Here is a 23,533-nt window from a genome sequence, read left to right as displayed (position 1 = left end):
CCCGGTGACGGCCGCCGACGACGGTTCCACCTTCACGCTGCGCCGCGTCCAGGCGCTGCTCGGCTTGTCCCGCCAGATCGTCGACGGGCTCATCGAAGCCGGTTTCGTCACGCCTACGCGTGGCAGGCGCAACGAACGGCGCTTCACCTTCCAGGACCTCGCGCTGCTGCGCACGGCGCATGCGCTGCAGGCCCAGCACATCCCGCCGCGGCGCATCCTGCAGTCGCTTGCCAGGCTGCAAGCGACGCTGCCGCCGGAGCTTCCCCTCAGCGGCCTGCGCATCACCGGCATCGGCGCCGACATCGCCGTGCGGGACCGCAACGGCGGCTGGCAGTCCGACAGCGGCCAGTTGCTGCTGGACTTCGACGTCGCACCGGTGGCCGGCACGGTGACGCTGCTCGAGCGCGCGGGGCCGCGGCGCGACGCGGAGCACGACGCACAGGTGTTGTTCGAGCACGCGTTGTCGCTGGAAGCCACCGACGTCCGCGCTGCCGAGTCCGCGTACCTGCAGGCCCTGGCACTGGCTCCGCGGCTGGAGGATGCGTGGCTGAACCTGGGCGCGCTCTGGGCGGCCGCCGACCGCTACCCCGAACTGCTGCGCCTCTCCGACGCGGCGCTGAACCACTGCGCCGACTCCGCGCTGCTGCACTTCAATCGCGGCGTGGCACTGGATCACCTGGAACGGCCGGATGAGGCGGCGGCGAGCTACGAGCGCAGCCTCGCGCTCGACCCGGACTTGGCGGACGCGCACTTCAACCTGGCGCGACTGCGCGAGGAAGCGGGCGACCAGCGCGCGGCGCTGCGCCACCTCAACGCCTACCGGCGGCTCGCGCCCTAGTCGGGCAGTCGAACGTAGCGGATGACCTGCACCCTGCCGTCCTGGAAGCGGACGACCGCCATCAAGTTGCCGGCGCCGCGGTCATACAACCACTCTTCGACCACTCGACAGGGAACGTACGCTCCAGCGATCCAGGCCGGAACCGGATACAGCGAGCCGGGCGTGTACACCGGGGCGCAATACGAATCCGACAGGCTGGGCTGACCGCACTTGTAGAACACCGAAAGCTTGGAATCGCCTTCGGTGGCGATGGCCCCGTTGCAGCGCAAGGATTCGGCATGCGCATGCGAAAGCCACGTCAGCATGGCGAGGATGGCACCGATGAGCGTTCGCATGGCCTGGCTCCGGATCACGGGGCCAGGCCATTGTGCGCCCGGGATCCGCTAGGCGCCCACCGCCTCGGAGATCTCCCGCGTCACCTCCAGGAAGCGGTCCACGTCCTCGTACGTATGGCAGTGCAGCGGGGAGATGCGCACCGCGCCTTCGAGGCCGAACGACTCCAGCATGCGCCGGGAGTAGATGCTGGAGGCGACGCGCTCGTACACGATGACGCCGCGCTGCTCGTATTCGCGCACCGCCTGCGTGTATTCCAGGCCCCGCAGGGAGATGGCCAGGATCAGGTCGCGCCTGGGCAGGTCGTCGTGGTCCAGCAGCACGGTCACGCCGGGGATGCGGCGCAAGCCGGGCACGCCGTTCGATCCTTCCAGCAGCCGCGCCAGCAGCGCCCGCTCGTGCAGGCCGATGCGCTCCATGCCGCGCACGAACAGCGCGCGCCGGTCGCCCCCGGTGCCGAACTGTCCGCCGATCCAGCAGACGTAGTTGACGATCTCCGTCACCGCCGCGAACTGCCACGGCGCCGCACTGCCCAGGTCCCAGAAGCCCGCCGGCTTGCCGGCCAGCTTGTGGTGCGGCAGCGCGGCGGCGCGCTCCGACAGCCAGGAGAAGCCCGAGCCGCGGCAGCCGAAGAACTTGTAGGGCGCGATGTTGATGCCGTCCACCGGCGTCTTCTGCAGGTCGACGAGGCCGTGCGGCGCGTGCTGCACGGCGTCGACGAGGATGTACAGGTCGGGCTTGATCTCGCGGGCGCGCCGCACCACCTGCTCGAGATCGAGTTTCGCGCCGGAGATGTTGGAGGCGTAGATCAGCACCAGCAGGCAGGTGCGCTCATCCACCAGCCGCGCGATTTCCTCGACGTCGATGCCGCCGGTGGCCGCGTTGCTGCGCGCGACCCGCAGCTCCTTGCCGAGCCGCTGCGCGTACTGCGCCGCGGAGTCGTAGGAGGACGGATGTTCCAGCGTCGTCGTCACGATGTTGTCGCCGGGCACGTTCTCGGCCACCGCGCGCACCATCTCGAACATGGCGCCCGATGCCGTGAGCGAGGCGTGCACGGTCCCGCCCTTCGCATTGAGCAGCAGGCGCACGTCGTCGACACCCTGCGTCTGCACGTCCTTCAGCCAGGAAGCGGCCTCGTGGATGCGCTCGGCGGAATCCGGGATCGCGTCCACCTTCGCCATCGTTTCGAGCACCGCCTTGAGGCGCAGCGAGCCGCCGGCGTTCTCGAAGTACAGGCGCTTGCGGCCGGTGAAGTCGTGGTCGACGTGGTGGAAGCGCTCCTTGATCTGGAGCGAGAGCTCGGGCGGGAAGGCCTCGCCGCGATCGATGGTCGTCTGTGCCATGGTCATTCGGCCTTCACGTTCGCCTGCTTGATGATGCGGCCCCACTTCGCCTTGTCGGCGACGAGGAAGTCACGGAACTGCTCGGGCGTGCTGCCCACCGGCTCCAGGCCGTCCTGCACCAGCTTGCGGGAGATCTCCGGCATGGCGAGCACCTTCGCGATGTCGCGTTGCAGTCGTGCGACCACGGCGGGCGGCGTGCCCTTGGAGGCGCAGATGCCGGTCCAGGTCACCGGGTCGAGATTGGGCACGCCGGCTTCGTGGAGGGTGGGCAGGTCCGGATAGGCGCCCAGGCGCTTCAGGCTCGCGACGCCCAGGGCACGCAGCTGGCCGCTGCGCGCGTATTGCATCGAGCTCACGGGCTGGTCGAAGATCACCTGCACCTGGCCGCTGACCAGGTCCGCGATCGCCTGGCTCGTGCCCTTGTACGGCACGTGCACGAGGTTCACGCCGGCCAGCGACTTGAACATCTCGCCCGCGAGGTGGCCGCCGGTGGCATTGCCGGACGACGCGAAATTGATCTTGCCGGGGTTCTGCTTCGCGTAGGCGACGAACTCCTTCACGTTCTTCGCGGGCAGGCTGGAATGCACCATCAGCACGTAAGGCGCATTGGCGATCTGCGTGACCGGGACCAGGTCGGTCTCGGAATTGAAGGGCATAGCACCCAGGTGCGGCTGGATCGAGGACGTTCCCGTGGTGCACATCGACAGGGTGTGTCCGTCGGCCGGCGCGGCGAGCACCGACGAGATCGCGATGGCGCCGCCAGCCCCCGGCTTGTTCTCGACGACCACCTGCTGCCCCAGCAGCTCGCCGAGCTTGGGCGCGATCATGCGGGCGACGATGTCGTTGGAGCCGCCGGGCGAGAAGCCGACGACGATGCGCACCGGCTTGGTGGGGAAGGAGTCGGCCTGGGCGGCGCCCGAGGCGAAGGCGAGCACCGCGACGAGGGCGGCGGCAAGAGGCTTGAGAGTGAGGGTCATGATCTGGAAGGAAAGAAGGCCGGGCGTCAGTGCGAGCGCAGGTCCAAAAGGAACTTGCGGGCGCGCTCGCTGCGCGGATGGTTGAAGAAGCTGTCGGGCGTGCCGGTTTCGACGATGGCGCCGTGGTCCATGAACCAGACGCGATCGGCCACTTCACGGGCGAAGTTCATCTCGTGCGTGACGCACATCATGGTCATGCCGTCGCGCGCAAGGGACTTCATCACCTGCAGCACTTCGCCGACCATTTCGGGATCGAGCGCGCTGGTCGGCTCGTCGAACAACATGGCGGGCGGATCCATGGCCAGAGCCCGCGCGATCGCCACGCGCTGCTGCTGGCCGCCGGAGAGCTGCCCCGGATAGGCGTCCGCCTTGCCTGCGAGGCCGACCCGCTGCAGGAGATGCTTCGCCCGCTCGGCCGCCTCGCCTGGCTTTTTCTTCAGCACGGTCACCGGCGCGAGCACGATGTTCTCCAGCACCGACAGGTGCGGAAACAGGTTGAAGCTCTGGAACACGAAGCCGACCTGGCTGCGGAAGCGGTTCAGGTCCAGGCGCGCGGAGTGCACGTCCTGGCCGTCGAATTCGATGGAGCCCTTGCCGATCTCTTCCAGGCGATTGACCGTGCGGATCAGGGTCGACTTGCCGGACCCGGAGGGTCCGCAGACGACCACCACCTCGCCGCGGCCCACCTCCGCGGACACGTCGCGCAAGGCGTGGTAGTCGCCGTACCACTTGCCCACGTTGCGAAAGGCGATCATCGGCCGCCGTGCCTGCACGTCGTTGCTCATGGTGCTGTGTTCCAACGGGAGGTTCATTCGACCGCCAGCGGCCGGCCGATGGCAGGGGACGGCGAGGCGGCCACGAGGGTTCCGGCGCGCTTGCGCGCGATGCGGCGTTCCAGATACGCGGCCAGCCGCGTGAGGGAGAAGCAGAGCACGAAGTAGATGCCGGCCAGGGTCACGAACACCGAGAACGGTTTCGTCAGCAGCGTCGTGTTGACCTGGTTGGCCGCGAAAGTCAGCTCGTTGACGCTGATCACGTAGCCGAGCGACGTCTCCTTGATGGTGGAGACGAACTGGCTGACCATGGAAGGCACCATGTTGTACAGAGCCTGCGGCAGGACGATCCTGCGCATGGTCTGCAGGTAGCTCAGGCCCACGGCGCGCCCTGCTTCCATCTGGCCCTTGGGCAGGCCTTCGATGCCGGCGCGCACGATCTCGGCCATGTAGGCCGCCTGGTAGATCACCAGCGTGGCGAGCATGGTGGTGAACCCGCTGACGGTCCTGCCCACCAGCACCGGCAGGAAGAAGTACACCCAGAAGATGAACATGACCAGCGGCACGCCACGCGCTACGTAGATCAGCGCGAACACGGGGCGGCGCAGCCACGCGACAGGGCTCGTCGTCGCCAGCGCCATCAGCACCGCCAGCGGGAAGGCGAGCAGGATGCCGCCAAGCGCCAGCAACAGCGTGACGGCCAGGCCGCCGAGCGGCCCTTGCGGATACTGCCCGATCAGGAGCAGCACGCCGTAGTCGCGCAGGATGGAGAAGATGTCGCCCACGTTTCACCTCGTGCGGATGCGCAGCCGGTTCTCGAGGTGGCCGCCCGCGAACATGATCAGCAGCGAGATGCCGAGGTAGGCGCCGGTGGCCAGAAGGTAGATCTCCATCGTGCGGAAAGTCTGGCTTTCGATCTCACGGGTGACGTAGGTCAGTTCGGCCACGCCGATCGCCATGGCGAGGCTCGTGTTCTTGAACAGAAGCACGCTGTGGCTCACGAGCGTCGGCAGCGCGATGCGCACGGCCTGCGGCAGCACGACCAGCCGGAAGGCCTGCCCGTGCCCGAACCCCAGCGCCCGTGCCGCCTCCAGTTGCGACTTCGGGATGGAGCGGATGCCGCCGCGCAGGCCTTCGGACATGTAGGCGGCCATCGCCAGGCCCACGGCCACGAAGGCGAAGAAGAAGCCGCTGTTGCCGGAGTTGATCCATTGCTGCACGCCGGCCGGCAGCAGGGCCGGGATGCCGAAGTACCACAGGAAGATCTGCACCAGCATCGGCACGTTCTGGTGGTACTCCACGTAGGCGGCCACGAACCCCTGCGCCCACTTGCTGCCGCTCATGCGAATGAACGCGAGCAGGATGCCGACGCCGACGGCCAGCAGCCACGCGAAGGCCGTCAACTGCAGCATCGTGGCGACGCCGGAAGCGATCTGCTTCGCGTTGTCGCCCTGCAGCAGGACGGAAAGGTCCATGCCGGCCATGACGCCCGGGTCCCGGCGCTCAGCCCTTGATGGCTTCGACGTGGAAGCCGCGGCGCATCTTGTACTGCGTGGCCGGGCCCATCCACTTGTCGAAGAGCTTCGCCGCTTCGCCGCCCTTTTCCATCGCTTCGAGCGTGCCGTTCACGTGCTTGATGAGGGCCGCTTCCTCCTTGCGCATGCCGACACCCCAGGGCTCGAGGATCAGCGACTGGTCCAGGATGACGACCGGCGCGGTGGCTTCCGATTGCTGCGCGAACTTCACCAGCGACATCTCGGACAGCGCGAAGCCTTCCACCTTGCCCTGCTGCAAGGCCAGGAAGCCGCTCGGGGGATCCTGGAAGGTCACGGTGGTTGCCGTCGGGATCGACTTGCGCACGGCCTGCTCGGACGTCGAGCCCTTGGTGGCGGACACGCGCTTGCCGCCCAGGTCCTTGATGCCGCGGATGCCGCTGTCCTTCTTGACCGCGACCTTCTGCTCGCTCGCGAAGTACTGGTGGCTGTAGGCGATCTGCTGGGCGCGCTCGGCGGTCCAGCCCAGGTTGGCGATGACGACGTCGACGCGGCCTTGCTGCAGTTCGGGGATGCGCGCGGCCACGGCGATCAGCTTCAACTCGGGCTTCACGCCCAGCGACTTCGCCAGTGCCTTGCAGAAGTCGACGTCGTAGCCCGTGACTTCGCGGGTCTGCGGGTCGGGGAAACTGAAAGGCTCGGAGGTGCCCAGCGTGCCGCAGACCAGGGTGCCCTTCTGCTTGATGTCGGCGAGCTGGTCCGCGAACGCGCCGGTGGACACGACGGACAGGGCGGCGATGGCGATGGCGAAAGTGGTGCGCTTGAACATGGGAAGGCTCCTCGGTGTTGGGCTGGCCTGCATTCTGGGAGCACCGTCAAAGCAAAAAAAGCGATATTTTTCTATCCGGTCCAATTCCCTAAAGGCATACTCGAAGGGTTATTACCGAGGCCGCGCACCATGATGACGTTCAAGCAGCTGGAAGCGATCTACTGGGTCGCGCAGCTGGGCGGCTTCTCGCAGGCGGCCGAAAAGCTGCACACCACGCAGTCGGCCGTTTCCAAGCGGGTGCAGGAACTGGAGGCGCTGTTCGCCACGCCCCTGTTCGACCGCAGCCTGCGCGCCGCCCGCCTCACGGAAAAGGGCGAGGAGATGTTCCTGATCGCCAGGACGCTGCTGGAGCAGCGCAACCTCGCCGTGGAGCGCTTCGTCCAGCCGGAGGTGATCGAGCGGCGCCTGCGCATCGGCGTGACCGAGCTCACGGCCATGACCTGGCTGCCTCGGCTGGTGGCGATGGTGCAGGCCTACTACCCGCGCGTGGTGATCGAGCCCGACGTGGACGCCAGCGTCACGATGCGCGAGAAGCTGCTGGCCGACGAACTGGATCTCGTGATCATGCCGGACATGTTCGAGGACGCCCGCCTGGACAAGAAGCCCGTCGGCGCCGTGCGCAACGTGTGGATGTGCAAGCCGGGCCTGCTCGACGAGCGCAAGTCGCTGCGGGTGCACGAGCTGTTCCGCCAGCGGGTGCTGACGCAGGGCGACCGCTCCGGCACCGGCCTGGTGTACGAGCGCTGGTTCAAGACCGTCGGCGTGCGGCCGGCCGACACCATCGTCAGCAGCAACCTGGTGGCGATCATCGGGATGACGGTGTCGGGCCTGGGCGTCGCCCACCTGCCGCGCGATTGCCTGGCGCCCATGGTGGATGCCGGCATGCTGGCGGTGCTGAAAGTCACGCCCACCCTGCCGGACGTGCGCTACGTCGCGGCCTACAAGGGCGAGCAGCGCAGCACGCTGGTCGCCTCGATCGTCATGCTGGCGCAGGAATGCTGCGACTTCACGCAAGCATTCCAGGCGAGCGAGGCGGCGCCGGCGCGCCCACCGCGCGCAGCAGGAGCTGCAGCGGGTGCATCAGCTGCACGCCGTCCATGATCTGCGCCTGGCAGCGGCAGGAATAGCCGGTGGCGACCGTCCTGCCGGCATGGCGCGGGTCGGCGAGCAACGATCGCCAGCTGAGGCCGTAGATCTTCTCCGAGGTCGCGCGGTTGCGCTGCTCATGTCCATACAGGCCCGCCATGCCGCAGCAGCCGCTGGCCAGAACCTGCAACTCGACTCCCAGGCGGCGCGCCACCCTCGCCCACTCCGCCGTCGCCGCCGGCGCATTGGTGCGCTCGGTGCAATGCGGCAGCAGCGCCCAGGGCGCAGTCCCCTCGGCTGCGAGTTGCGGCAGTTCGTCCAGCCGCTGCGCCAGCCATTCCTGCGGCAGCGCGATCGTGGGCACGGCCTCCTGGCCGAGCGCCTTGACGTACTCGGCACGGTAGGCGAGCGTCATCGACGGATCGAGGCCGACGAGGCTCACGCCGGTGGCGGCAAGTTCGCGCAGCATGCGCGCGTTGCGCTGCGCGGTCTCCTGGAAGCCAGTGAGGAAGCCCAGCACATGCTGCGGCTTGCCATTGGGAAGGAACGGCGCCAGCCAGGGCTGGTAGCCGAGCCTTTGCAGCAGTTCGAACAGGTCGAGGACGACCGCTGCGTCGTAATGCGTGGTGAAGGCATCCTGCACCACGACCACGTTGCGGCGGCGTTCGTCAACGGACAAGGCCGCGAGCACATGCGGCGTCGCGATCCGTACGCCGCGGCGCTCCAGAGCGGCGCGCAGGTCGAGGGTGTCGAGTTCGGGCAGGGCCACGAGACCCAGCGCGCGTGCGGCGCCGCGTCCCACGCTGCCGTGCGTCAACGCGTTCACCAGACGCGGTGAACTTGCCATCCGGGGCAGGAGACTTTCCAGCCGCGCCACCAGGTGGTCCCGCGCCGGACGCAGGTAGCGCCCGTGAAACGCTTCGAGGAAGCGCGAGCGGAAGGCCGGCACGTCGACCTTGATCGGGCACTGCCCCACGCAGGACTTGCAGGCCAGGCAGCCGTCCATGGCTTCCTTCACCTCGAGGGAAAAATCCTCGGCACCGCGCCATGTGTTCCAGGCACGCGCCGGCAGGTCGCGCCAGCGCGCACGCGGCGCCGCCGCCGGATCGACGTTGCCCTGGGCGAGCAGCCTCAGCCACTCGCGCATCAGCGAGGCGCGTCCCTTGGGCGAATGCTTGCGGTCGCGCGTTGCCTTCCACGACGGGCACATCGCATCATCGAGGTCGTAGTTGAAGCAGGCCGCATTGCCGTTGCAGTGCAGCGAATCCTCGTTGTCGCGGCGGATGGCGATGGGGATCTGCCGGTCGAACTGGCCGCGCGTGGGCGCCGCGTCGAGGCGGATGAGATCCTGCCCCGGCGGCGCCGCGATCTTGCCGGGATTGAGCTGGTTGTGCGGATCGAAGGCGGCCTTGATCTCCTGCATGCGCGGGTACAGCGGGCCGAAGAACTCGGGCGCGTATTCGGAGCGCATGCCCTTGCCATGCTCGCCCCACAGCACGCCCTTGTACTTGCGGGTCAGCGCGAAGACCTCGTCGGAGATCTCGCGCACCAGCTTCTCCTGCGCGGGATCCTTCATGTCCAGGGCCGGACGCACGTGCAGGCAACCGGCGTCGACATGGCCGAACATGCCGTACACGAGGCCGCGGCGGTCCAGTGCGGCGCGGAACTCGCGGATGTAGTCGGCCAGGTTCTCCGGCGGAACCACCGTGTCCTCGACGAAGGGCATCGGCCGCCGCTCGCCCTGCATGTTCCCGAGCAGGCCGACGGACTTCTTGCGCATGGACCAGATCGCCGCCGAGGCATCGGCGCCGCGCGCCACCGTGTAGCCCCGGCGGCCGGCGCCTCCGCCCGCGAGTGCCGCCTGCACCCGCGCGAGCTTCGCTTCCAGCTCCGCCTCGTCGCCCGCGACGAATTCAACGATGTTCACGCCCTCAGCCGGACCTTCCGGATCGTCGGGGAAGAACTCGCGCACTTTCAGCCAGATGGGATCCTGCCGCGCCAGCGCGAGCACGGTCGCATCGACCGTCTCGCTCGACGCCGCCTCCAGTCGCATCAGCGCACCGGCATCGCGCAGCGCCGCGTCGAAGGACGCATAGCGGATGTTCAGCAAGGCGGTGCAGCGCGGCACCGGCGTCAGCTTCACCTTCGCCTCCGTGACGAAGGCCAGGCTGCCTTCCGCGCCACAGAGCACGGAACTCAGGTCGAAGCGGCCGTGGCAGTCGCACAGGTGCACCAGGTCGTAGCCGGTGACGCAGCGGTTCAGCTTCGGAAAGCGCTCGGCGATCAGGCCGGCGTCCTCCTCGCGGATGCGATCGAGCACGCGCAGCACGTGGCCGACGCGGTCGCCGCGTCCCTTCGCCGCCGCCAATTCCTCAGACGTGAGCGGACGCGAGTGCCACTCGGTGCCGTCGATGAACACGGCGCGCAGCTCCATCACGTGGTCGCGCGTCTTGCCGTAAAGCACCGAGCCCTGGCCCGACGCGTCGGTCGCGATCATGCCGCCGATCGTGGCGCGGTTCGACGGCGACAACTCGGGGGCGAAGAACAGGCCGTGGGCCGCGACGGCGGCATTCAGCTGGTCCTTCACCACGCCGGCCTGCACACGCGCCCACCCCTCCTCCAGGTTCACCTCGAGGATGGCATGCATGTGGCGCGACAGGTCGACCGAGATCCCGTCGGTGAGCGACTGCCCGTTGGTGCCGGTGCCGCCGCCGCGCGGCGTGAACTTCAAGGCCTGGAAGCGCGGCTCGTGGGCGAGCTTGGCGATGCGCACGACGTCCACCTCGTGGCGCGGGAAGAGGATGGCTTGCGGCGCCACCTGGTAGATGGAGTTGTCGGTGGCGAAGACGGTGCGGTCCGCATGCGCCTGCCCGATGTCACCTTCGAATCCGCGCAGGCGCAGCTCCGCGAGGTAGTCGGACGCGAGCGAAGAGGGTCCGTCGCCGGCACGCAGCGCCGGGATCAAGCCTCGTCTCCGGAGCGGCGCGCGGCGCCGAGTTCGCTGCGCTGGCGCTTGAAGCGGTGCGCCGCCACGCGCAGGTGCAACTGCATCACCTGGCGCGCCAGTTCGGCGTCGCCGGCGCGCACCGCCGCCGCGAGGTCGCGGTGGTGCTGCAGGCTCTGCACCTTGTCCTGCAGCGTGCTGATGAAGTGCGAGCGGATCACGATGGGCATGTCGATCAGGCCGGCCAGCATGCCGCGCAGGCGCGGCGAGCCGCTGGCCTCGAGCACGGCACGGTGGAAAGCCGAATTGATCTCCTGCAGGCGTTCCGGCAGCGCGGGGCCGCCCTTGCGGATCGCGCGGTCCATCTCGTCGTTCAGCGCATCGAGCCGGTCGGCCAGCGCGACGCCGCCGCGCTGCGCCGCCAGTTCGGCCGCATGGCCTTCCAGCAAGCCACGCAGCTCGAAGGTCTCCCCGATATCGGCCTCGGTCCATTCGGCGACGCGCACGCCGCGGCCGCGGTCCGCCGTCGCCAGTCCGTCGTCCACCAGGCGCTTGAGCGCCACGCGCACCGGCGTGCGGCTGATGGCGAGCTCCCGCGCGAGGTGTTCCTCCTTCAGCTGCGCGCCGGGCGCATAGACGCCGCCCACCAGGCGCTGCTTCAGGAGTTCGTAGGCCTTGTCGGAAGCGCCGGACATGTTTGTTCCCGATTTGTACTCATGGAAAACCCGAGGCCGACCCTTCACCTCTGAAAACCGCAGAGCCAGAAGGAAATCGTCGACCGGATTGTTTTTTTATTGTACATTGCGTCCCGTTCCTTCTCCACCCCACCGGAAGCAGATTCAGCATGGTCGGACTCCAGATCCTCAAGCGCACGCGCCAGGTTTCGGCGCAACTCGTGCAGGCCTTCAAGGGCCTGCCCGTGGCCAACATCAGCGACTGCATGACGCGCATGACGGCGGCCGGCCCGCGGCTGCGCCCCATGCACAAGAGCGGCGCCCTCGCCGGCCCGGCGCTGACGGTGAAGTGCCGTCCCGGCGACAACCTCATGATCCACAAGGCGCTGACGATGGCCCAGCCCGGCGACGTGATCGTGGTGGATGCCGGCGGCGACCTGACCAATTCGCTGTTCGGCGAGATCATGATGGCCACCGCCGTCAAGAAGGGCGTCGCGGGCATCGTCCTCAACGGCGCGGTACGCGACTCGGAAGAGATCGGCCAGGGCACCTTCCCCCTCTACGCCGCCGGCGTGACCCACCGCGGCCCCTACAAGGACGGCCCCGGCGAGATCAACGTGCCCATCGCCATCGACGGCATGGTGATCCACCCCGGCGACCTGGTCGTCGGCGACTTCGACGGCCTGCTGTGCGTGCCTTTCGACGACGCCGAGGAAGTGCTGGCCGCCACCCACAAGAAGATGGAAGCCGAGAAGAAGACGCTGGCGGACATCGCCGCCGGCACGCTCGACACCAGCTGGATCGACGCGACGCTCAAGCGCATCGGCTGCAACACGGAGCCGCGCTGATGGCCGGCGACAAGCGCGTGGTCCGCACGGACCTCTGGATTTCCGATGCCTTCGACGAGCGCCTGAAGCGCGAGCCGGGCGTGTCCCTGCGCGTGTTCCCCGTGCGCGGCAACACCGCCGCCGCGTGGGACATCCTCTCGAGCGCTCACGTCTATCACGTGTCCGCGGCCAAGGACGAACTCCCGCAGGAATGGTTCGCGCGCGCGGACCTGCTCGCCCGCTGCCCGGACCTGCTGCTCGTGTCCTCCAGCGGCGCCGGCTACGACACGGTGGACGTCGCCGCCTGCACCGCGGCCGGCATCGCCGTCGTCAACCAGGCCGGCGGCAACGCCGTCTCGGTGGCGGAACACACGCTGGGGCTGATGCTGGGCGTGTCCCGCCGCATGCTGGAGGGCGACCGCCGGATGCGCCGCGAGGTCGGCTACTCCCGAGAGGACGTGATGGGCCACGAGATCCACGGCAAGACCGTGGGCCTGGTCGGCATCGGCCACATCGGTACGCGCGTGGCCGCCCTCGCCCGCGCCTTCGGCATGGAGGTGATCGCCACCGACCCCTTCCTGTCGCCGGAGGAGATCGCGCGCCGCGGCGCCAGGGCCGTGTCCTTCCAGGAACTGCTCGCGCAATCCGATTTCGTGTCGCTGCACTGCCCGCGCGACGCCAGCACGCTGAAGATGATGAACGCCGACACCTTCGCGCGCATGAAGAAGGGAGCCATCTTCATCACCACGGCGCGCGGCGGCATCCACGACGAGACGGCCCTGGTGCAGGCGCTGCGCTCCGGCCACCTGGCCGGTGCCGGCCTCGACGTGTGGGACCAGGAACCGCCCCCGCTGGACCATCCGCTGCTCGCGAAGGACAACGTGTTCGCCACCTTCCACGTGGCAGGCGTCACGCACGAGTGCCGCAGCAACGTCGCCGCGATCTCCGCCGAGCAGATCGCCGGCGTGCTGCGCGGCGAACGCCCCCCGCGCCTGGTCAACCCGGAAGTCTGGCCGGCCTTCGAACAGCGGCGCGCCCGCATCCTGGGCTGAGCCCCTCATTCATCCAAACCAAGGAGACACTCCCATGCAACGCATTCCCTCCCTGCTGAAGCGGCTGCTGCCGGCGCTGGCGCTGTGCGCCGCGGCCGTGGCGCCCGGCGTGGCGCAAGCCGCCTACCCGGAGCAGCCGGTCAAGATGGTGGTCGCCTACGCCGCCGGCGGCGGCACCGACATCATCGCCCGCCTGATGGCCCAGTACATGACCAAGTACCTGGGCAACAATGCCTCCATCGTGGTGGTCAACCGGCCAGGCGCCGGCGGCGGCATCGGCTTCGCCGAAGTGGCCAACGCGCATGCCGACGGCTACACGATCGGCTTCATCAACACGCCCAACGTGCTGACGATCCCGATCGAGCGCAAGGCCACCTTCCACTGGCAGAACTACGACCTGCTGGGCAACATCGTCGACGACCCGGGCAACTTCTCGGTGCACGCCGACACGCCGGTCAAGAGCCTGGCCGAACTGGTCTCCTACGCCAAGGCGAACCCGGGCAAGGTCACCTACGGCACCACCGGCATCGGATCGGACGACCACCTCGCCGCGCTGATGTTCGAGCGCGCCGCCGGCATCAAGATGACCCATGTGCCCTTCAAGGGCGCCGCCGAAGTGCACAACGCCATTGCCAGCAAGCAGATCATGCTGGCCGCGATGAACATCGGCGAGGCCATGCAGTACCAGAAGGGCGGCACACCGATGCGCCACCTGGGGCAGATGAGCGAGAAGCGCTCGAACCTCGCGCCCAACGTGCCCACGTTCAAGGAGCAGGGCTTCAACGTGATCATGGCCTCGCTGCGCGGCATCGCGGCGCCGAAGAACCTGCCGCCCGCCGTGCGCGAGCAGCTGGTGAACGCGGTGCAGAAGGCCGCGGCCGATCCGGAGTTCCAGGCCAAGGCCCTCGGCTACTTCGCGCCGCTGCGCTACCTGCCGCCCGCCGCCTACGCGACCGAGCTGAAAGAGAACGAGGCCGACTTCAAGCAGCTGTGGCAGACGATGCCCTGGACGGACAAGTAAGCCGGCGCATCACTTCTTCGCCGCCGCATCGAGGGCACGCTGCAACAAAGCCGGCGTGCCCTTTTTTTCCGTCCACGCGACGAACGCATCGGTGGGTCCTCGCCAGCGCAGGGACTCGACGTCGTCGAACAGGTGGGCGTCGGTGCGCAGCGTCGCGAGACGCTTGAACAGCAGTGCGTCCTCCAGGTGATCGCCGAGCACGCCGGGCGGAAAGGACTCGATCGTCCCGTGCTGGTTCAACAGGCGTGCGGCGCCGACGGCGCCGATCCCGGAAATGCCGGGGTAGCCGTCTGCCGCGTCGCCGACCAGCGCCAGGTAGTCGGGGATCAGCACGGGGTCGACGCCGAACTTCTCGCGGATGTCCCGCGCCGCGCGGATCTTGTTGCCCCGGCGATCCACCTGCATCACGCGGTCGCCGCGCACGCACTGCGCCAGGTCCTTGTCGGGCGTCCAGACCAGCACGCACTCGACACGCCCGTCCTGGTCGGCGAGATGCGCCGCGCTCGCCAGCGCATCGTCGGCCTCGAGCTCGATCATCGGCCAGACCACCACGCCCATCGCGGCGAGTCCCTCTTCCAGCGGCTCGAACTGGGCTCGCAATGCGCGATCGATGCCTTCGCCCGTCTTGTAGCCGGCCCACAGCCGGTTGCGGAAGGACTCGATCACGTGGTCCGTCGCCACGCCGACGTGCGTCGCGCGGTTCTCGAGCAGTTGCAGCACGCCGTTGAGCACGCCCACGACGGCGCCGTAGGGCCGGTCCTCGCCTTTCGTGAATCGGCGCAGCCCGTGGAAGTGCCGGAACAGCTCGTAGGTGCCGTCGATGAGGTCGATGATCACGAAGAGACGATACTCGGAACACCTTCCCCCGGCATCCCCACGGAAGAGGGCACGCGCATGAACCGCGACGCCGCGGCGTGGAAGATGGCGCGCGACCTGGAGCCGGGACGGCGGCGCGCGAAAGCCGACTGATCAGTCGTCGAGCGTCGAGCTCTTGCTCATCGCCTTCTCCCGCGCCGCATCGCGCAGGTGCAGGCGGATGAAGTCGGCCGCCGCTTCGCGCTGGCCGGAGAGCAGCAGCTCGATCAGCGTCTTGTGTTCGCGGCAGCGCCGTGCCGCCGCTTCGCGGTTCACCGCCTTGCGGTACTCCATCAGCCGGCGCAGCCGGTTGATGCGTTTCAGCGATTCGAGGATGAAGACGTTGCCGGAAAAGCCGGCGATGGTCTCGTGCAGGCGCGTGTTCGCATCGAACAGTTGCGCCGGCGAAGCCCATTCCACCGCGCCGTCGATCAACGCCTGCTGCTCCGCCAGGCATTTGCGCAGGGCCGCTTCGTCCACCCTGAAGCCGGGCTCGTGCAGCGCGGCCGATTCGATCAGGATGCGGAAGCGATAAGCCTGGTCGTAGGTTTCGCCGGACGTGAGGATGGGCAGGAACTGCCACCCGTGTCCCGGCAGCCGTTCGATCCAGCCTTCGTTGGCGATGCGCCGCAGGATGGCGCCGAGCTGCGCCTTGGTCACGCCGTAGCGGCGCATCAGGTCGCTCTCGCTGACCTTCTCGGGCAGCGCGCCCGAAAGGCGGTCCTCGCCGATCTGCAGGTAGATGCGCTCCTCGGGCGGCTCGGTCTCGAACGCGCCCGTGAACGGCGACACCTTGGGCTTCGTCAGCACGACGTAGCCGCCCTCCGGCCGCGGCCCCACCGTGCCGCGCTCCGCCAGCAGGCGCAGCGCTTCGCGCACGGGGGAGCGCGACACCATGAAGCGCTCGGCGAGCGCGCGCTCCACCAGCGGCGTCCCCGGGTCCAGGGACTCCTCGGCGATCATGAACTCGATCTTGCCGGCGAGCTGCTCGCCGAGGCCGCGGGTGGAACGTCGCGTTTCCTGCACGGGTCTCAGGTGGCCGCCACCACGTCGAAGTGCTCCACGTGCGGCGGCTGCAGGAAGAAGGGCCCGATGATGGCGCGCCATTCGGCGAACGCCGGCGACTGCCGGAAGCCCACCGTGTGCGCTTCGAGGGACTCCCACTCGACGTGCAGGATGAACCGGCCCGGCGTTTCCTGGCAGGCCAGGATGGCGTGGCGGCGGTAGCCGCCGGCCTTGGCCAGCACGGTGGTCGCCGCGCGCCGGATGGCGTCGGAGAAGGCGTCCTTGTCCTCGGGACGCACCTTGATGTCTGCGATTTCGATGATCACGTCAGTCTGCCTGGATCTTCTTTTCCTGGATGATCTTGCTCCACCGCGCGCGCTCCGCGGCGATGAACTGCCCGAACTGTTCGGGCGTGCCGCCGCCGATGATATTGCCTTGCGAGGTGATGCGCTCGGCGATCTCCGGATCCTTGAGCGCCCGGTTCAGCGCGTCGTTCAGCCTGGCGATCACCGGCGCCGGCGTGTTCTTCGGCGCCACCAGGCCGAACCAGTTCGACACCTCGAAGTTCTTCACCCCGAGTTCGGCGAAGGTCGGCACGTCCGGGTACTGCGGCAGGCGCTTGTCGGCGGCCACGGCCAGGGCGCGGGCCTTCGGCGGCGCCGCCTTGGTGTACGGCAGCGACGCGGGCACCATGTCGAACATGAAGTTCACCGTGCCGGCGATCAGGTCGGTGGTGGCCGGGCCGCCGCCGCGATACGGGACGTGCACCATCGGCGCGCCGATCGCATCTTCCAGCAGTTCGCCGGCGAGGTGGAAGGCGCCGCCGTTGCCGGCCGAGGCGTAGCTCAGCGAGCCGGGCCTGGCCTTGGCGGCGGCCACCAGCTCGGAGAAGCTCCTGAGCGGCGAGCGGTCGGCGCTCACCAGCAGCACCAGCGGACCCTTCTCGATCAGGCCGATCGGCGCGAGGTCGGTCGCGGGATCGAAGGGCATCTTCGGCATCATCGACTTGTTGACCGTCAGAGGCGCGAGGTTGCCGATGCCGATCACGTGGCCGTCCGGCGCGGCCTTGGCGATGTAGTCGGTGCCGATGTTGCCGGCGGCGCCGGGACGGTTCTCGACGATCATCGACTGGCCGAGGAAGGTCGCCATCTTGGCCGCGATCTGGCGCGCTCGCGTATCGGAGCTGCCACCCGGCGCGTAGGGCACGACCATCGTGATGGTCTTCGACGGGAAAGGGGCCGCCGCGGTCTGCGCGATCGCGCAGGCGCCAACGGAGGCCAGCAGCGCGCCTGCGATCAGTTTCAGGGATTGCCTCTTGGACATCTTGTCTCCTTGGTGGTTGAAATCAGTCGAGGGTGACGTTGGCCTTGCGCACCACGGTGCTCCAGCGCTCCGACTCGGCACGGATGAAGGCGCCGAAGGCTTCCGGCGTGCCGGGCGCGGGCGTCGCGCCCAGCTGCGCGAGGCGCTGCTGCGTCGCCGGCTCCTTCAGGATCTCCTGGATCTCCGCGTTGAGGTACTGCACGATGGGCGCGGGCGTCTTCGCCGGCGCGAGCAGGCCGTACCAGGCGGGCGCGTCGAAGCCGGGCACGCCGGCTTCGGCGAAGGTCGGCACGTTCGGCAGCTCGGGCAGGCGGCGCGATCCCGTGACCGCCAGCGCGCGCACCTTGCCACCGGCGATGTGCGGCAGCGCGGACGGCGCGGTGTCGAAGATCGCCTGGATCTGTCCGCCGATCAGGTCGGTGACCGCCGGCGCGCTGCCCTTGTAGGGGATGTGCACCATCTGCGTCGCGGTGAGCGACTCGAAGAGTTCGCCGGCCAGGTGCACCGAAGTGCCGGCGCCGCCCGATCCGTAGTTCACCTTGCCCGGATTGGCGCGCGCGTGGCCGATGAATTCCTGCACCGTCTTCGCCGGCATCGCATTCGTCACCACCAGCACGGTCGGGGAGCTGGCGAACTGGGCGATGGGCGCAAAGTCCTTCTGCACGCTGTAGCGCAGGCCCTTGTAGACGTAGGGGTTGATCGACAGCGTGACCTGTCCGAACAGCAGCGTCTGGCCGTCCGGCGTGGCCCGGCTCACGAGCTCGTTGCCGATGTTGGTGCCGGCGCCGGGCTTGTTCTCGATGATGAAGGTGCCCTTGGTGCGCTCCGTCAGGCGCGTGGCGAGCAGGCGCGCGATGTTGTCGCTGCCGCCGCCCGGCGCGAACGGCACCACGATGGTCACGGGCCGGCTCGGGTAACCGCCCGGGCCGGCGGCCAGGGCGTGCGAGGCGCACAGGGTGATCCCGGCTGCCGCGAGGGCAGCGTGCAAGACTTTCATGGAAGCTCTCCTTATCGGCCCAGCGCGGCGACGACCGCCTGGCTGAAAGCCTTGGTGCCGATGCGGCCGCCGATGTCGGCGGTGCGGGTTTCGGGATTGGCGAGCACCTTCTCCACGGCGGCGTGCATGGCCTGCCCGGCGGCGCGGAATTTCTCGCTCTTGCGCTTCTCGCCGATCCAGTCGGCCAGCATCGCGACCGACAGGATCATGGAGGTGGGATTCGCCTTGTCCTGGTTCTCGATGTCGGGGGCGGAGCCGTGCTGCGCCTGTGCGCAGCAAAGCTGGTCGCCGGCCATGACCGAACCCGCGAGGCCCAGGCTGCCGGAGAGTTCACTGGCGAGGTCCGACAGGATGTCGCCGTAGAAGTTCTCGGCCACGAGCACGTCGAAGCGCTCCGGGTTGCGCACCAGGTAGGCGGTGGAGGCGTCGACCAGCAGGTCTTCGAAGGCGACTTCCGGGAAGTCCTTCGCGACGTTGCGCGCGCACTCGAGGAACAGGCCGTCGGTCATGTGGAAACTGTTGGCCTTGTGGATGGCCGTCACCTTCTTGCGGCGCGTCATGGCCAGTTCGAAGGCGCGGCGCGCGATGCGCTCGCTGCAGTGGCGCGTGATCTTGCGCACCGAGATCGCCATGTCGGGGCTGGGCATCATCTCGCCCCAGCCGCGGCTCATGTTGCGGTCGGGATAGAAGCCTTCGGTGGCCTCGCGCATGATGACCAGGTCCATGGTCTTGCCGGGCGCCATGTTGGAGCGCAGGAACTCGCGGGTGCGCGCGGGACGCACGTTGGCGTACAGGTCCAGCTGCACGCGGAAGGCCGCGGAGATGTTGCGGCCGCCCTGCTCCGGCGCCGGATAGTCGGCGTGCGACTGCGTCCCGAGGATGACGCCGTCGTAGCCGCGCGCCTTGTCCAGCACTTCCTCGCGCAGGGTGGTGCCGTGCTTCTTCAGGCTGGCGAAGCCGACGTCCTCGTAATCGAGGTGGATGTCGAGGCCGAAGCGGCGGTCGGCCGCCTGCAGGACTTCGACGGCGGAAGCGACGATCTCGGGGCCGATGCCGTCACCGGGGAGGACCAGGAATTTCATGGGGAGCTTTCTGTTCAGGCGTTCTTGCCGTGTTCGGCGGAAACGAAGTTGGTCACGCCCGTGTCGGTGAGCGTGCGGGTGGCCTCGGCGTTGGCGTAGATCCAGAGGATCTTCATCGGCTCGGTCTTCGAGAGATTGCGGAACCGGTGCGGGACGTTGGGCGGGATGAAGGTCACGTCGTGCGGCTTGAGCTCGTACTCGAGGCCGTCGATGTCGAGGATGGCGCGGCCTTCCATCAGCACCACGCTTTCCTGCACGTTGTGGCTGTGGAAGGGGATCTCGGTGCCGCCCCCGAAGGAGGTGTAGCCGGTGATGAAGCTGCTGCTGCCGACGGCGCGGGTGACCAGCGGGGTGGTGCTGGCACCGCCGCCGCGCTCGTGTCGGGGCAGGCTTTCAGGCTTCAGGAGCGCCGCGTTGGAAGGGGTGCGGATGGTCATGGCTTGTTTCCTGTTCAGCGCGCGGGGCCGACCCACACGGTCTTGACGTTGGTGAACTCGCGCGCGCCGTGCACGCCGAGCTCGCGGCCGTAGCCCGATTGCTTGATGCCGCCGAAGGGCAGGCGCGGATCGGAAGCGACCAGGCCGTTGATGAACACGGCGCCCGCCTCGATGCGGCGCGCCAGCGCATGCGCGCGCTGCAGGTCGGTGGTCCAGAGCGCGGCGCCCAGGCCGTAGTCGAGGCCGTTGGCCACTTCGAGCGCGGCTTCGACATCCTTGACGCGCAGGATCGCGGCAGCGGGGCCAAAGGTTTCTTCGCAAGCGGCGACCATGCCGGGCGTCACGTGATCGAGCACCGTCGGCTGGTAGAAGTAGCCGGGACCGTCGACGAAGCGGCCGCCCACCAGCAGCTTCGCGCCCTGCTCCACGCTCTTGCGCACCTGCGCGTGCAGGTCGTCGCGCAGGTTGGCGCGCGCCATCGGGCCGATCGCCACGTCGCGCTCCAGCGGATCGCCGATCTTCAGCGCTTCGGTGTGCTTCACGAACAGGTCGGTGAAACGGTCGGCCACCGACGCTTCGACGATGAAGCGCTTGCCGTTGATGCAGCTCTGGCCGACGTTGATGAAGCGCGCCTTGACGGCGGTGCGCGCGGCCGCTTCCAGGTCGGCATCGGCCAGCACGATGAAGGGATCGGAGCCGCCCAGCTCCAGCACCTGCTTCTTCAGCACGGCGCCGGCCTGCGAGGCGACCAGCTTGCCCACGGGCGTGGAGCCGGTGAGCGTCAGCGCCGCGATGCGCGGATCCTCGATCAGGCCCTTCACGCGCGAGGCGTCCACCAGCACGGTCGCGAACAGGCCCTCGGGCGTGCCGGCGGCGCGGAACAGCTTCTCCAGTTCCAGCGCGCATTGCGGCACGTTGTTGGCGTGCTTCAGGACGATGCCGTTGCCGGCGGCGAGTGCGGGAGCCGCGAAGCGCAGCACCTGCCACACCGGATAGTTCCACGGCATGATCGCCAGCACCACGCCCAGCGGGTCGTACACGACGCGGCTCTCGGTGGCGCCGCTGGGAACGATCTCGTCGCCCAGGTATTCGGGCGCCTTGTCTGCGTAGAAGTCGCAGTTCCAGGCGCTCTTCTCGATCTCCGCCTCGGCTTCGACGATGGGCTTGCCCATCTCCAGCGTGATGAGGCGCGCGAAGTGCGGCTTGCGCTCGCGCAGTTGCTGGGCGACGCGCTTCAGCAGCGCGGAACGCTCGGCCAGCGAGGTGCGCCGCCAGGACTTTTGCGCATGCGCCGCGCCGGCCAGCGCCGCTTCGATGCGCGCTTCGTCGTGCGGCTCGAAGGTCGCGATCGTTTCACCGGTCGCGGGATTGATGGAAGTGATCATGGGATTCCTCGTGCGGAAGGGTCAGGCGTCGAAGCCGTAGAGGGCGGCGGGATTGCGCACCAGCAGTCGGTGGCACGCGTCCTCGTCGGGAAGGCAGGCCAGCAGCTCGCGCAGGACCTGGTCGTTGCAGATGCTGCGGAACGGCTCGATCGCGTCCTGGGCGCCGCCGCGATGTCCGGAGCCGCCGGTGTGGGGCCAGTCCGAGCCCCACAGGATGCGGTCCGGTGCGGCGGCGTGGAATTCGCGCGCCAGCCGCGCGGCGTGGTCCATTCCCGCGCCGGACCAGAGCCGGTAGGGAGCGGACAGCTTCACGTACAGGTGGCCGCGGCGCAGTTCCGCCAGCAGGTGGGCCAGCAGGTCCTCGCTGGCCGGGTCGGGCAGCAGGCCGCCGGCGTAGTGATCGAGCACCACCGGCACTTCGAGGCCGCGCAAGTCGTCGAGCAATGCCACGACGAGATCGAGGCCGGCGTGCACTTGCAGCGACCAGCCAGGCAGCGCGCGCAGGCGGCGCGCGCGCTCGACCTGCTGGCGCGCCGCGTCCAGGCCGCCGCCGCTGACGTGCAGGTTCAGGCGCGCGCCGCGCACGCCGCCTTCGTGCAGCGCCCGCAGCGCATCGTCGGCGATGGCCGCCAGGTCCACGACGGCGACACCCCGCGCCTGGTCGGCGCCGTAGGCCTTCAGTGCATCGAGCAGGCAGGCGTTGTCGGTGCCGTAGACGCTGGGCTGCACGAGGACCACGCGCTCGACGCCCAGGCCGCGGTGCAGTTCCTTCAGCTGGCGCGCATCGGCGGCAGGAGGCGTATACGCTCGCTGCGTCGCGTAAGCGAAGCGCGCCGGCTCGAACACGTGCGCGTGGCAGTCGCAGGCGTGGGCCGGAAGGGATGGAGTCTCGGTACGCATGGTATTTTGAGATGCCACTGTACCATCTAGAAATACCAAGGAATCGCTATATCCCTACGCTTCAGTCCGTTTTTCTGGTTTTCCCTGACTCCGAAACACCGGTAAAGCGTGGCCCGTCACGCACGCGATGGCCAGCATCGCTGCGCGTGCGGAAAGGAATCGGAAAGGGAATGCGGCGGCATGTTCGCCGCGCGCGAGATCAGGAGCGCGCTGCGCTACGGAGCGCGATCAGCGCTTGTCGCCTTCATCGGGCGGCGGCGTGTCGGGCTCGGGAGGTTTGGGTGTGATGCCCGCCTTGCGGCGCTCATCCTTCTGGATGTGCCGGAAGAGTTCGGCGGAACCCTCGCCCGAGCGCTCGCCGGGCATGATGGATTCGCCCCAGTCTTCCTTGGGTGGTTTGCCTTTGCCCGTCTGCGTCATGGGGTCCTCGTCATGCATGGCGCCACGAGTGCAGTGTAGTGCGTGGCCCCACGGACGGCGCGGTAGGACGCGGACGTCTTTCAGGCGTCTCCAACGTGAAGCGCGCTGACATCCGCGTCCATCCGGACGGGCAGGAGGCTCCTCAGTCCGCGGTGATCTTCCGCGTCTCGATCAGGGTCTTCCAGCGCAGGTACTCGCTCGCCTGGAATGCCGCGAACTCCGCCGGCGTATTGCCCACGATCTCCATGCCCTGGTCCGTGAACTGCCTGGCGACCGCGGGATCGCGCACTGCGGCGACGGCAGCGGCGGCGAGCTTGTCCTTGACCGCCTGCGGCAGGCCCTTGGGCGCCGCGAGGCCCTGCCACGAATAGACCTCCGCGCCCTGCACGCCGGCCTCGGCCAGGGTGGGCACATTGGGTAACACCGGTGAACGCCTGGCACCCGTCACCGCGATCGCGTGCAGCTTGCCGGCGCGGATGTGCTGCAGCACCGCGTTGACGTTCTGGAAGGAATAGTCCACCTGGCCGCCCAGCAGGTCGTTGATGGCCGGCGCGCCGCCCTTGTACGGCACGTGCAGGCCTTCGGTGCCGCTCTGCTGCCAGAAGATCTCGGCCGAGAGATGGTCCGAGGCGCCGTTGCCCGAGCTCGCGAACGAGACCTTGCGCGGGTTGGCCTTCAGCTCCGCGATCACCTCCGCCACCGTGCGCGCTTTTTTGTGCGGGCCCGCCACCAGCACGTTGGGCGCCTGCACCGGGATGGTGATGTAGTCGAAGTCGCGCGTCGCGTCGTAGCCGAGGTTCTTCTGCAGGTGCGGCGCGATCACGTAGGTGCCCAGCGAGGACACCATCAGCGTGTAGCCGTCGGCCGCCGAACGCTTGACCTGGGTCGCGCCGATCGCGCCGGTCGCACCCGGGCGGTTCTCCACCACGAAGGTCTGGC

Annotated in this window: 25 protein-coding genes; 5 read left to right on the top strand and 20 right to left on the bottom strand. The window is 68.6% G+C overall.

Features of this window, described 5'->3' with window-relative positions; all coding sequences use genetic code 11:
* Nucleotides 1-4: 4 nt before the first annotated feature.
* Nucleotides 5-838, top strand: a complete 834-nt coding sequence (locus tag VF522_RS20645) for a tetratricopeptide repeat protein (RefSeq protein ID WP_330910194.1) — start codon at nt 5-7, stop codon at nt 836-838.
* Here the strand turns inward: VF522_RS20645 and VF522_RS20640 are convergent.
* From VF522_RS20640 to VF522_RS20610, 7 genes are read right to left on the bottom strand one after another with little or no spacing between them, the layout of a single operon-like run.
* Nucleotides 835-1,173: a DUF2845 domain-containing protein gene (locus tag VF522_RS20640; RefSeq protein ID WP_330910193.1), complete on the bottom strand. Its 339-nt coding sequence runs from the start codon at nt 1,171-1,173 to the stop codon at nt 835-837. The genes VF522_RS20645 and VF522_RS20640 overlap by 4 nt on opposite strands.
* Nucleotides 1,174-1,221: 48 nt before the next feature.
* On the bottom strand, nt 1,222-2,514 hold the full coding sequence (locus VF522_RS20635) for an aminotransferase class V-fold PLP-dependent enzyme (protein ID WP_330910192.1): 1,293 nt from the start codon (nt 2,512-2,514) through the stop codon (nt 1,222-1,224).
* Nucleotides 2,515-2,516: 2 nt separating this feature from the next.
* Nucleotides 2,517-3,491, bottom strand: coding sequence for a tripartite tricarboxylate transporter substrate binding protein (locus VF522_RS20630; protein WP_330910191.1), 975 nt, complete (start codon nt 3,489-3,491; stop codon nt 2,517-2,519).
* Nucleotides 3,492-3,517: 26 nt separating this feature from the next.
* Entirely contained in the window at nt 3,518-4,246 is a 729-nt protein-coding gene (locus tag VF522_RS20625; RefSeq protein WP_330910245.1) for an amino acid ABC transporter ATP-binding protein, read from the bottom strand.
* A 53-nt stretch (nt 4,247-4,299) separates the two neighbouring features.
* On the bottom strand, nt 4,300-5,040 hold the full coding sequence (locus VF522_RS20620; protein ID WP_330910244.1) for an amino acid ABC transporter permease: 741 nt from the start codon (nt 5,038-5,040) through the stop codon (nt 4,300-4,302).
* 12 nt (nt 5,041-5,052) lie between these two features.
* Nucleotides 5,053-5,739 carry an amino acid ABC transporter permease gene (locus tag VF522_RS20615; RefSeq protein ID WP_330910190.1) on the bottom strand — a complete coding sequence of 229 codons (687 nt, stop codon included), beginning with the start codon at nt 5,737-5,739 and terminating at the stop codon, nt 5,053-5,055.
* A 28-nt stretch (nt 5,740-5,767) separates the two neighbouring features.
* Entirely contained in the window at nt 5,768-6,586 is an 819-nt protein-coding gene (locus tag VF522_RS20610) for an ABC transporter substrate-binding protein (protein WP_330910189.1), read from the bottom strand.
* Nucleotides 6,587-6,718: 132 nt separating this feature from the next.
* Here VF522_RS20610 and VF522_RS20605 point away from each other — a divergent pair, with 132 nt between their 5' ends.
* Nucleotides 6,719-7,687: a LysR family transcriptional regulator gene (locus VF522_RS20605; RefSeq protein WP_330910243.1), complete on the top strand. Its 969-nt coding sequence runs from the start codon at nt 6,719-6,721 to the stop codon at nt 7,685-7,687.
* Here VF522_RS20605 and ydiJ read toward each other — a convergent pair.
* A complete protein-coding gene (gene ydiJ, locus VF522_RS20600; RefSeq protein WP_330910188.1) occupies nt 7,593-10,637 on the bottom strand; it encodes a D-2-hydroxyglutarate dehydrogenase YdiJ in 3,045 nt (1,014 codons plus the stop codon). The two genes, VF522_RS20605 and ydiJ, sit on opposite strands and share 95 nt — an antisense overlap.
* Entirely contained in the window at nt 10,634-11,311 is a 678-nt protein-coding gene (locus tag VF522_RS20595) for a GntR family transcriptional regulator (RefSeq protein WP_330910187.1), read from the bottom strand. The genes ydiJ and VF522_RS20595 overlap by 4 nt, the downstream gene beginning before the upstream one ends.
* A gap of 149 nt (nt 11,312-11,460) precedes the next feature.
* On the opposite strand from VF522_RS20595, the gene VF522_RS20590 reads away from it, so the two are divergent.
* From VF522_RS20590 to VF522_RS20580, 3 genes are read left to right on the top strand one after another with little or no spacing between them, the layout of a single operon-like run.
* Entirely contained in the window at nt 11,461-12,138 is a 678-nt protein-coding gene (locus VF522_RS20590; protein ID WP_330910186.1) for an RraA family protein, read from the top strand.
* On the top strand, nt 12,138-13,169 hold the full coding sequence (locus VF522_RS20585; protein WP_330910185.1) for a hydroxyacid dehydrogenase: 1,032 nt from the start codon (nt 12,138-12,140) through the stop codon (nt 13,167-13,169). The genes VF522_RS20590 and VF522_RS20585 overlap by 1 nt, the downstream gene beginning before the upstream one ends.
* Nucleotides 13,170-13,203: 34 nt before the next feature.
* Nucleotides 13,204-14,190 carry a tripartite tricarboxylate transporter substrate binding protein gene (locus tag VF522_RS20580; protein ID WP_330910184.1) on the top strand — a complete coding sequence of 329 codons (987 nt, stop codon included), beginning with the start codon at nt 13,204-13,206 and terminating at the stop codon, nt 14,188-14,190.
* Nucleotides 14,191-14,199: 9 nt separating this feature from the next.
* Here the strand turns inward: VF522_RS20580 and VF522_RS20575 are convergent, their stop codons facing one another.
* The 11 genes from VF522_RS20575 to VF522_RS20525 form a co-directional block, all read right to left on the bottom strand.
* A complete protein-coding gene (locus VF522_RS20575) occupies nt 14,200-15,027 on the bottom strand; it encodes a 5'-3' exonuclease (RefSeq protein ID WP_330910183.1) in 828 nt (275 codons plus the stop codon).
* A 132-nt stretch (nt 15,028-15,159) separates the two neighbouring features.
* Entirely contained in the window at nt 15,160-16,071 is a 912-nt protein-coding gene (locus VF522_RS20570; protein ID WP_330910182.1) for a GntR family transcriptional regulator, read from the bottom strand.
* 5 nt (nt 16,072-16,076) lie between these two features.
* On the bottom strand, nt 16,077-16,376 hold the full coding sequence (locus tag VF522_RS20565) for an antibiotic biosynthesis monooxygenase (RefSeq protein WP_330910181.1): 300 nt from the start codon (nt 16,374-16,376) through the stop codon (nt 16,077-16,079).
* A gap of 1 nt (nt 16,377) precedes the next feature.
* Entirely contained in the window at nt 16,378-17,373 is a 996-nt protein-coding gene (locus VF522_RS20560) for a tripartite tricarboxylate transporter substrate binding protein (RefSeq protein ID WP_330910180.1), read from the bottom strand.
* Nucleotides 17,374-17,395: 22 nt separating this feature from the next.
* The gene (locus VF522_RS20555; protein WP_330910179.1) at nt 17,396-18,370 is read right to left on the bottom strand and encodes a tripartite tricarboxylate transporter substrate binding protein; all 975 of its coding nucleotides are present in this window, start codon (nt 18,368-18,370) and stop codon (nt 17,396-17,398) included.
* An 11-nt stretch (nt 18,371-18,381) separates the two neighbouring features.
* Nucleotides 18,382-19,452 carry an isocitrate/isopropylmalate dehydrogenase family protein gene (locus tag VF522_RS20550; RefSeq protein ID WP_330910178.1) on the bottom strand — a complete coding sequence of 357 codons (1,071 nt, stop codon included), beginning with the start codon at nt 19,450-19,452 and terminating at the stop codon, nt 18,382-18,384.
* Between the two features lie 14 nt (nt 19,453-19,466).
* Nucleotides 19,467-19,889, bottom strand: a complete 423-nt coding sequence (locus VF522_RS20545) for a cupin domain-containing protein (RefSeq protein WP_330910177.1) — start codon at nt 19,887-19,889, stop codon at nt 19,467-19,469.
* A 14-nt stretch (nt 19,890-19,903) separates the two neighbouring features.
* Nucleotides 19,904-21,274 carry an NAD-dependent succinate-semialdehyde dehydrogenase gene (locus VF522_RS20540; RefSeq protein WP_330910176.1) on the bottom strand — a complete coding sequence of 457 codons (1,371 nt, stop codon included), beginning with the start codon at nt 21,272-21,274 and terminating at the stop codon, nt 19,904-19,906.
* 21 nt (nt 21,275-21,295) lie between these two features.
* Nucleotides 21,296-22,174 carry an amidohydrolase family protein gene (locus tag VF522_RS20535; protein WP_330910175.1) on the bottom strand — a complete coding sequence of 293 codons (879 nt, stop codon included), beginning with the start codon at nt 22,172-22,174 and terminating at the stop codon, nt 21,296-21,298.
* 228 nt (nt 22,175-22,402) lie between these two features.
* Nucleotides 22,403-22,612 carry a hypothetical protein gene (locus VF522_RS20530; RefSeq protein ID WP_330910174.1) on the bottom strand — a complete coding sequence of 70 codons (210 nt, stop codon included), beginning with the start codon at nt 22,610-22,612 and terminating at the stop codon, nt 22,403-22,405.
* Between the two features lie 124 nt (nt 22,613-22,736).
* Nucleotides 22,737-23,533: tripartite tricarboxylate transporter substrate binding protein (locus VF522_RS20525; protein ID WP_330910173.1), on the bottom strand; the 797-nt coding region annotated here is incomplete at its 5' end.

Origin of the sequence: Ramlibacter sp., assembly GCF_036383835.1 — a bacterium.
Taxonomy (GTDB): domain Bacteria; phylum Pseudomonadota; class Gammaproteobacteria; order Burkholderiales; family Burkholderiaceae_C; genus Ramlibacter.
This window is presented reverse-complemented; position numbering and strand designations above follow the sequence as displayed.

Bases quoted from the DNA above. Each gene is read 5' to 3' on its own strand.
- VF522_RS20555 (WP_330910179.1), bottom strand. From the start codon at position 18,370: ATGAAAGTCTTGCACGCTGCCCTCGCGGCAGCCGGGATCACCCTGTGC.
- VF522_RS20580 (WP_330910184.1), top strand. From the start codon at position 13,204: ATGCAACGCATTCCCTCCCTGCTGAAGCGGCTGCTGCCGGCGCTGGCG.
- VF522_RS20615 (WP_330910190.1), bottom strand. From the start codon at position 5,739: ATGGACCTTTCCGTCCTGCTGCAGGGCGACAACGCGAAGCAGATCGCT.
- VF522_RS20630 (WP_330910191.1), bottom strand. From the start codon at position 3,491: ATGACCCTCACTCTCAAGCCTCTTGCCGCCGCCCTCGTCGCGGTGCTC.
- VF522_RS20635 (WP_330910192.1), bottom strand. From the start codon at position 2,514: ATGGCACAGACGACCATCGATCGCGGCGAGGCCTTCCCGCCCGAGCTC.
- VF522_RS20540 (WP_330910176.1), bottom strand. From the start codon at position 21,274: ATGATCACTTCCATCAATCCCGCGACCGGTGAAACGATCGCGACCTTC.
- VF522_RS20605 (WP_330910243.1), top strand. From the start codon at position 6,719: ATGACGTTCAAGCAGCTGGAAGCGATCTACTGGGTCGCGCAGCTGGGC.
- VF522_RS20545 (WP_330910177.1), bottom strand. From the start codon at position 19,889: ATGACCATCCGCACCCCTTCCAACGCGGCGCTCCTGAAGCCTGAAAGC.
- VF522_RS20595 (WP_330910187.1), bottom strand. From the start codon at position 11,311: ATGTCCGGCGCTTCCGACAAGGCCTACGAACTCCTGAAGCAGCGCCTG.
- VF522_RS20585 (WP_330910185.1), top strand. From the start codon at position 12,138: ATGGCCGGCGACAAGCGCGTGGTCCGCACGGACCTCTGGATTTCCGAT.
- VF522_RS20530 (WP_330910174.1), bottom strand. From the start codon at position 22,612: ATGCATGACGAGGACCCCATGACGCAGACGGGCAAAGGCAAACCACCC.
- VF522_RS20625 (WP_330910245.1), bottom strand. From the start codon at position 4,246: ATGATCGCCTTTCGCAACGTGGGCAAGTGGTACGGCGACTACCACGCC.
- VF522_RS20590 (WP_330910186.1), top strand. From the start codon at position 11,461: ATGGTCGGACTCCAGATCCTCAAGCGCACGCGCCAGGTTTCGGCGCAA.
- VF522_RS20640 (WP_330910193.1), bottom strand. From the start codon at position 1,173: ATGCGAACGCTCATCGGTGCCATCCTCGCCATGCTGACGTGGCTTTCG.
- VF522_RS20610 (WP_330910189.1), bottom strand. From the start codon at position 6,586: ATGTTCAAGCGCACCACTTTCGCCATCGCCATCGCCGCCCTGTCCGTC.
- VF522_RS20560 (WP_330910180.1), bottom strand. From the start codon at position 17,373: ATGTCCAAGAGGCAATCCCTGAAACTGATCGCAGGCGCGCTGCTGGCC.
- VF522_RS20535 (WP_330910175.1), bottom strand. From the start codon at position 22,174: ATGCGTACCGAGACTCCATCCCTTCCGGCCCACGCCTGCGACTGCCAC.
- VF522_RS20550 (WP_330910178.1), bottom strand. From the start codon at position 19,452: ATGAAATTCCTGGTCCTCCCCGGTGACGGCATCGGCCCCGAGATCGTC.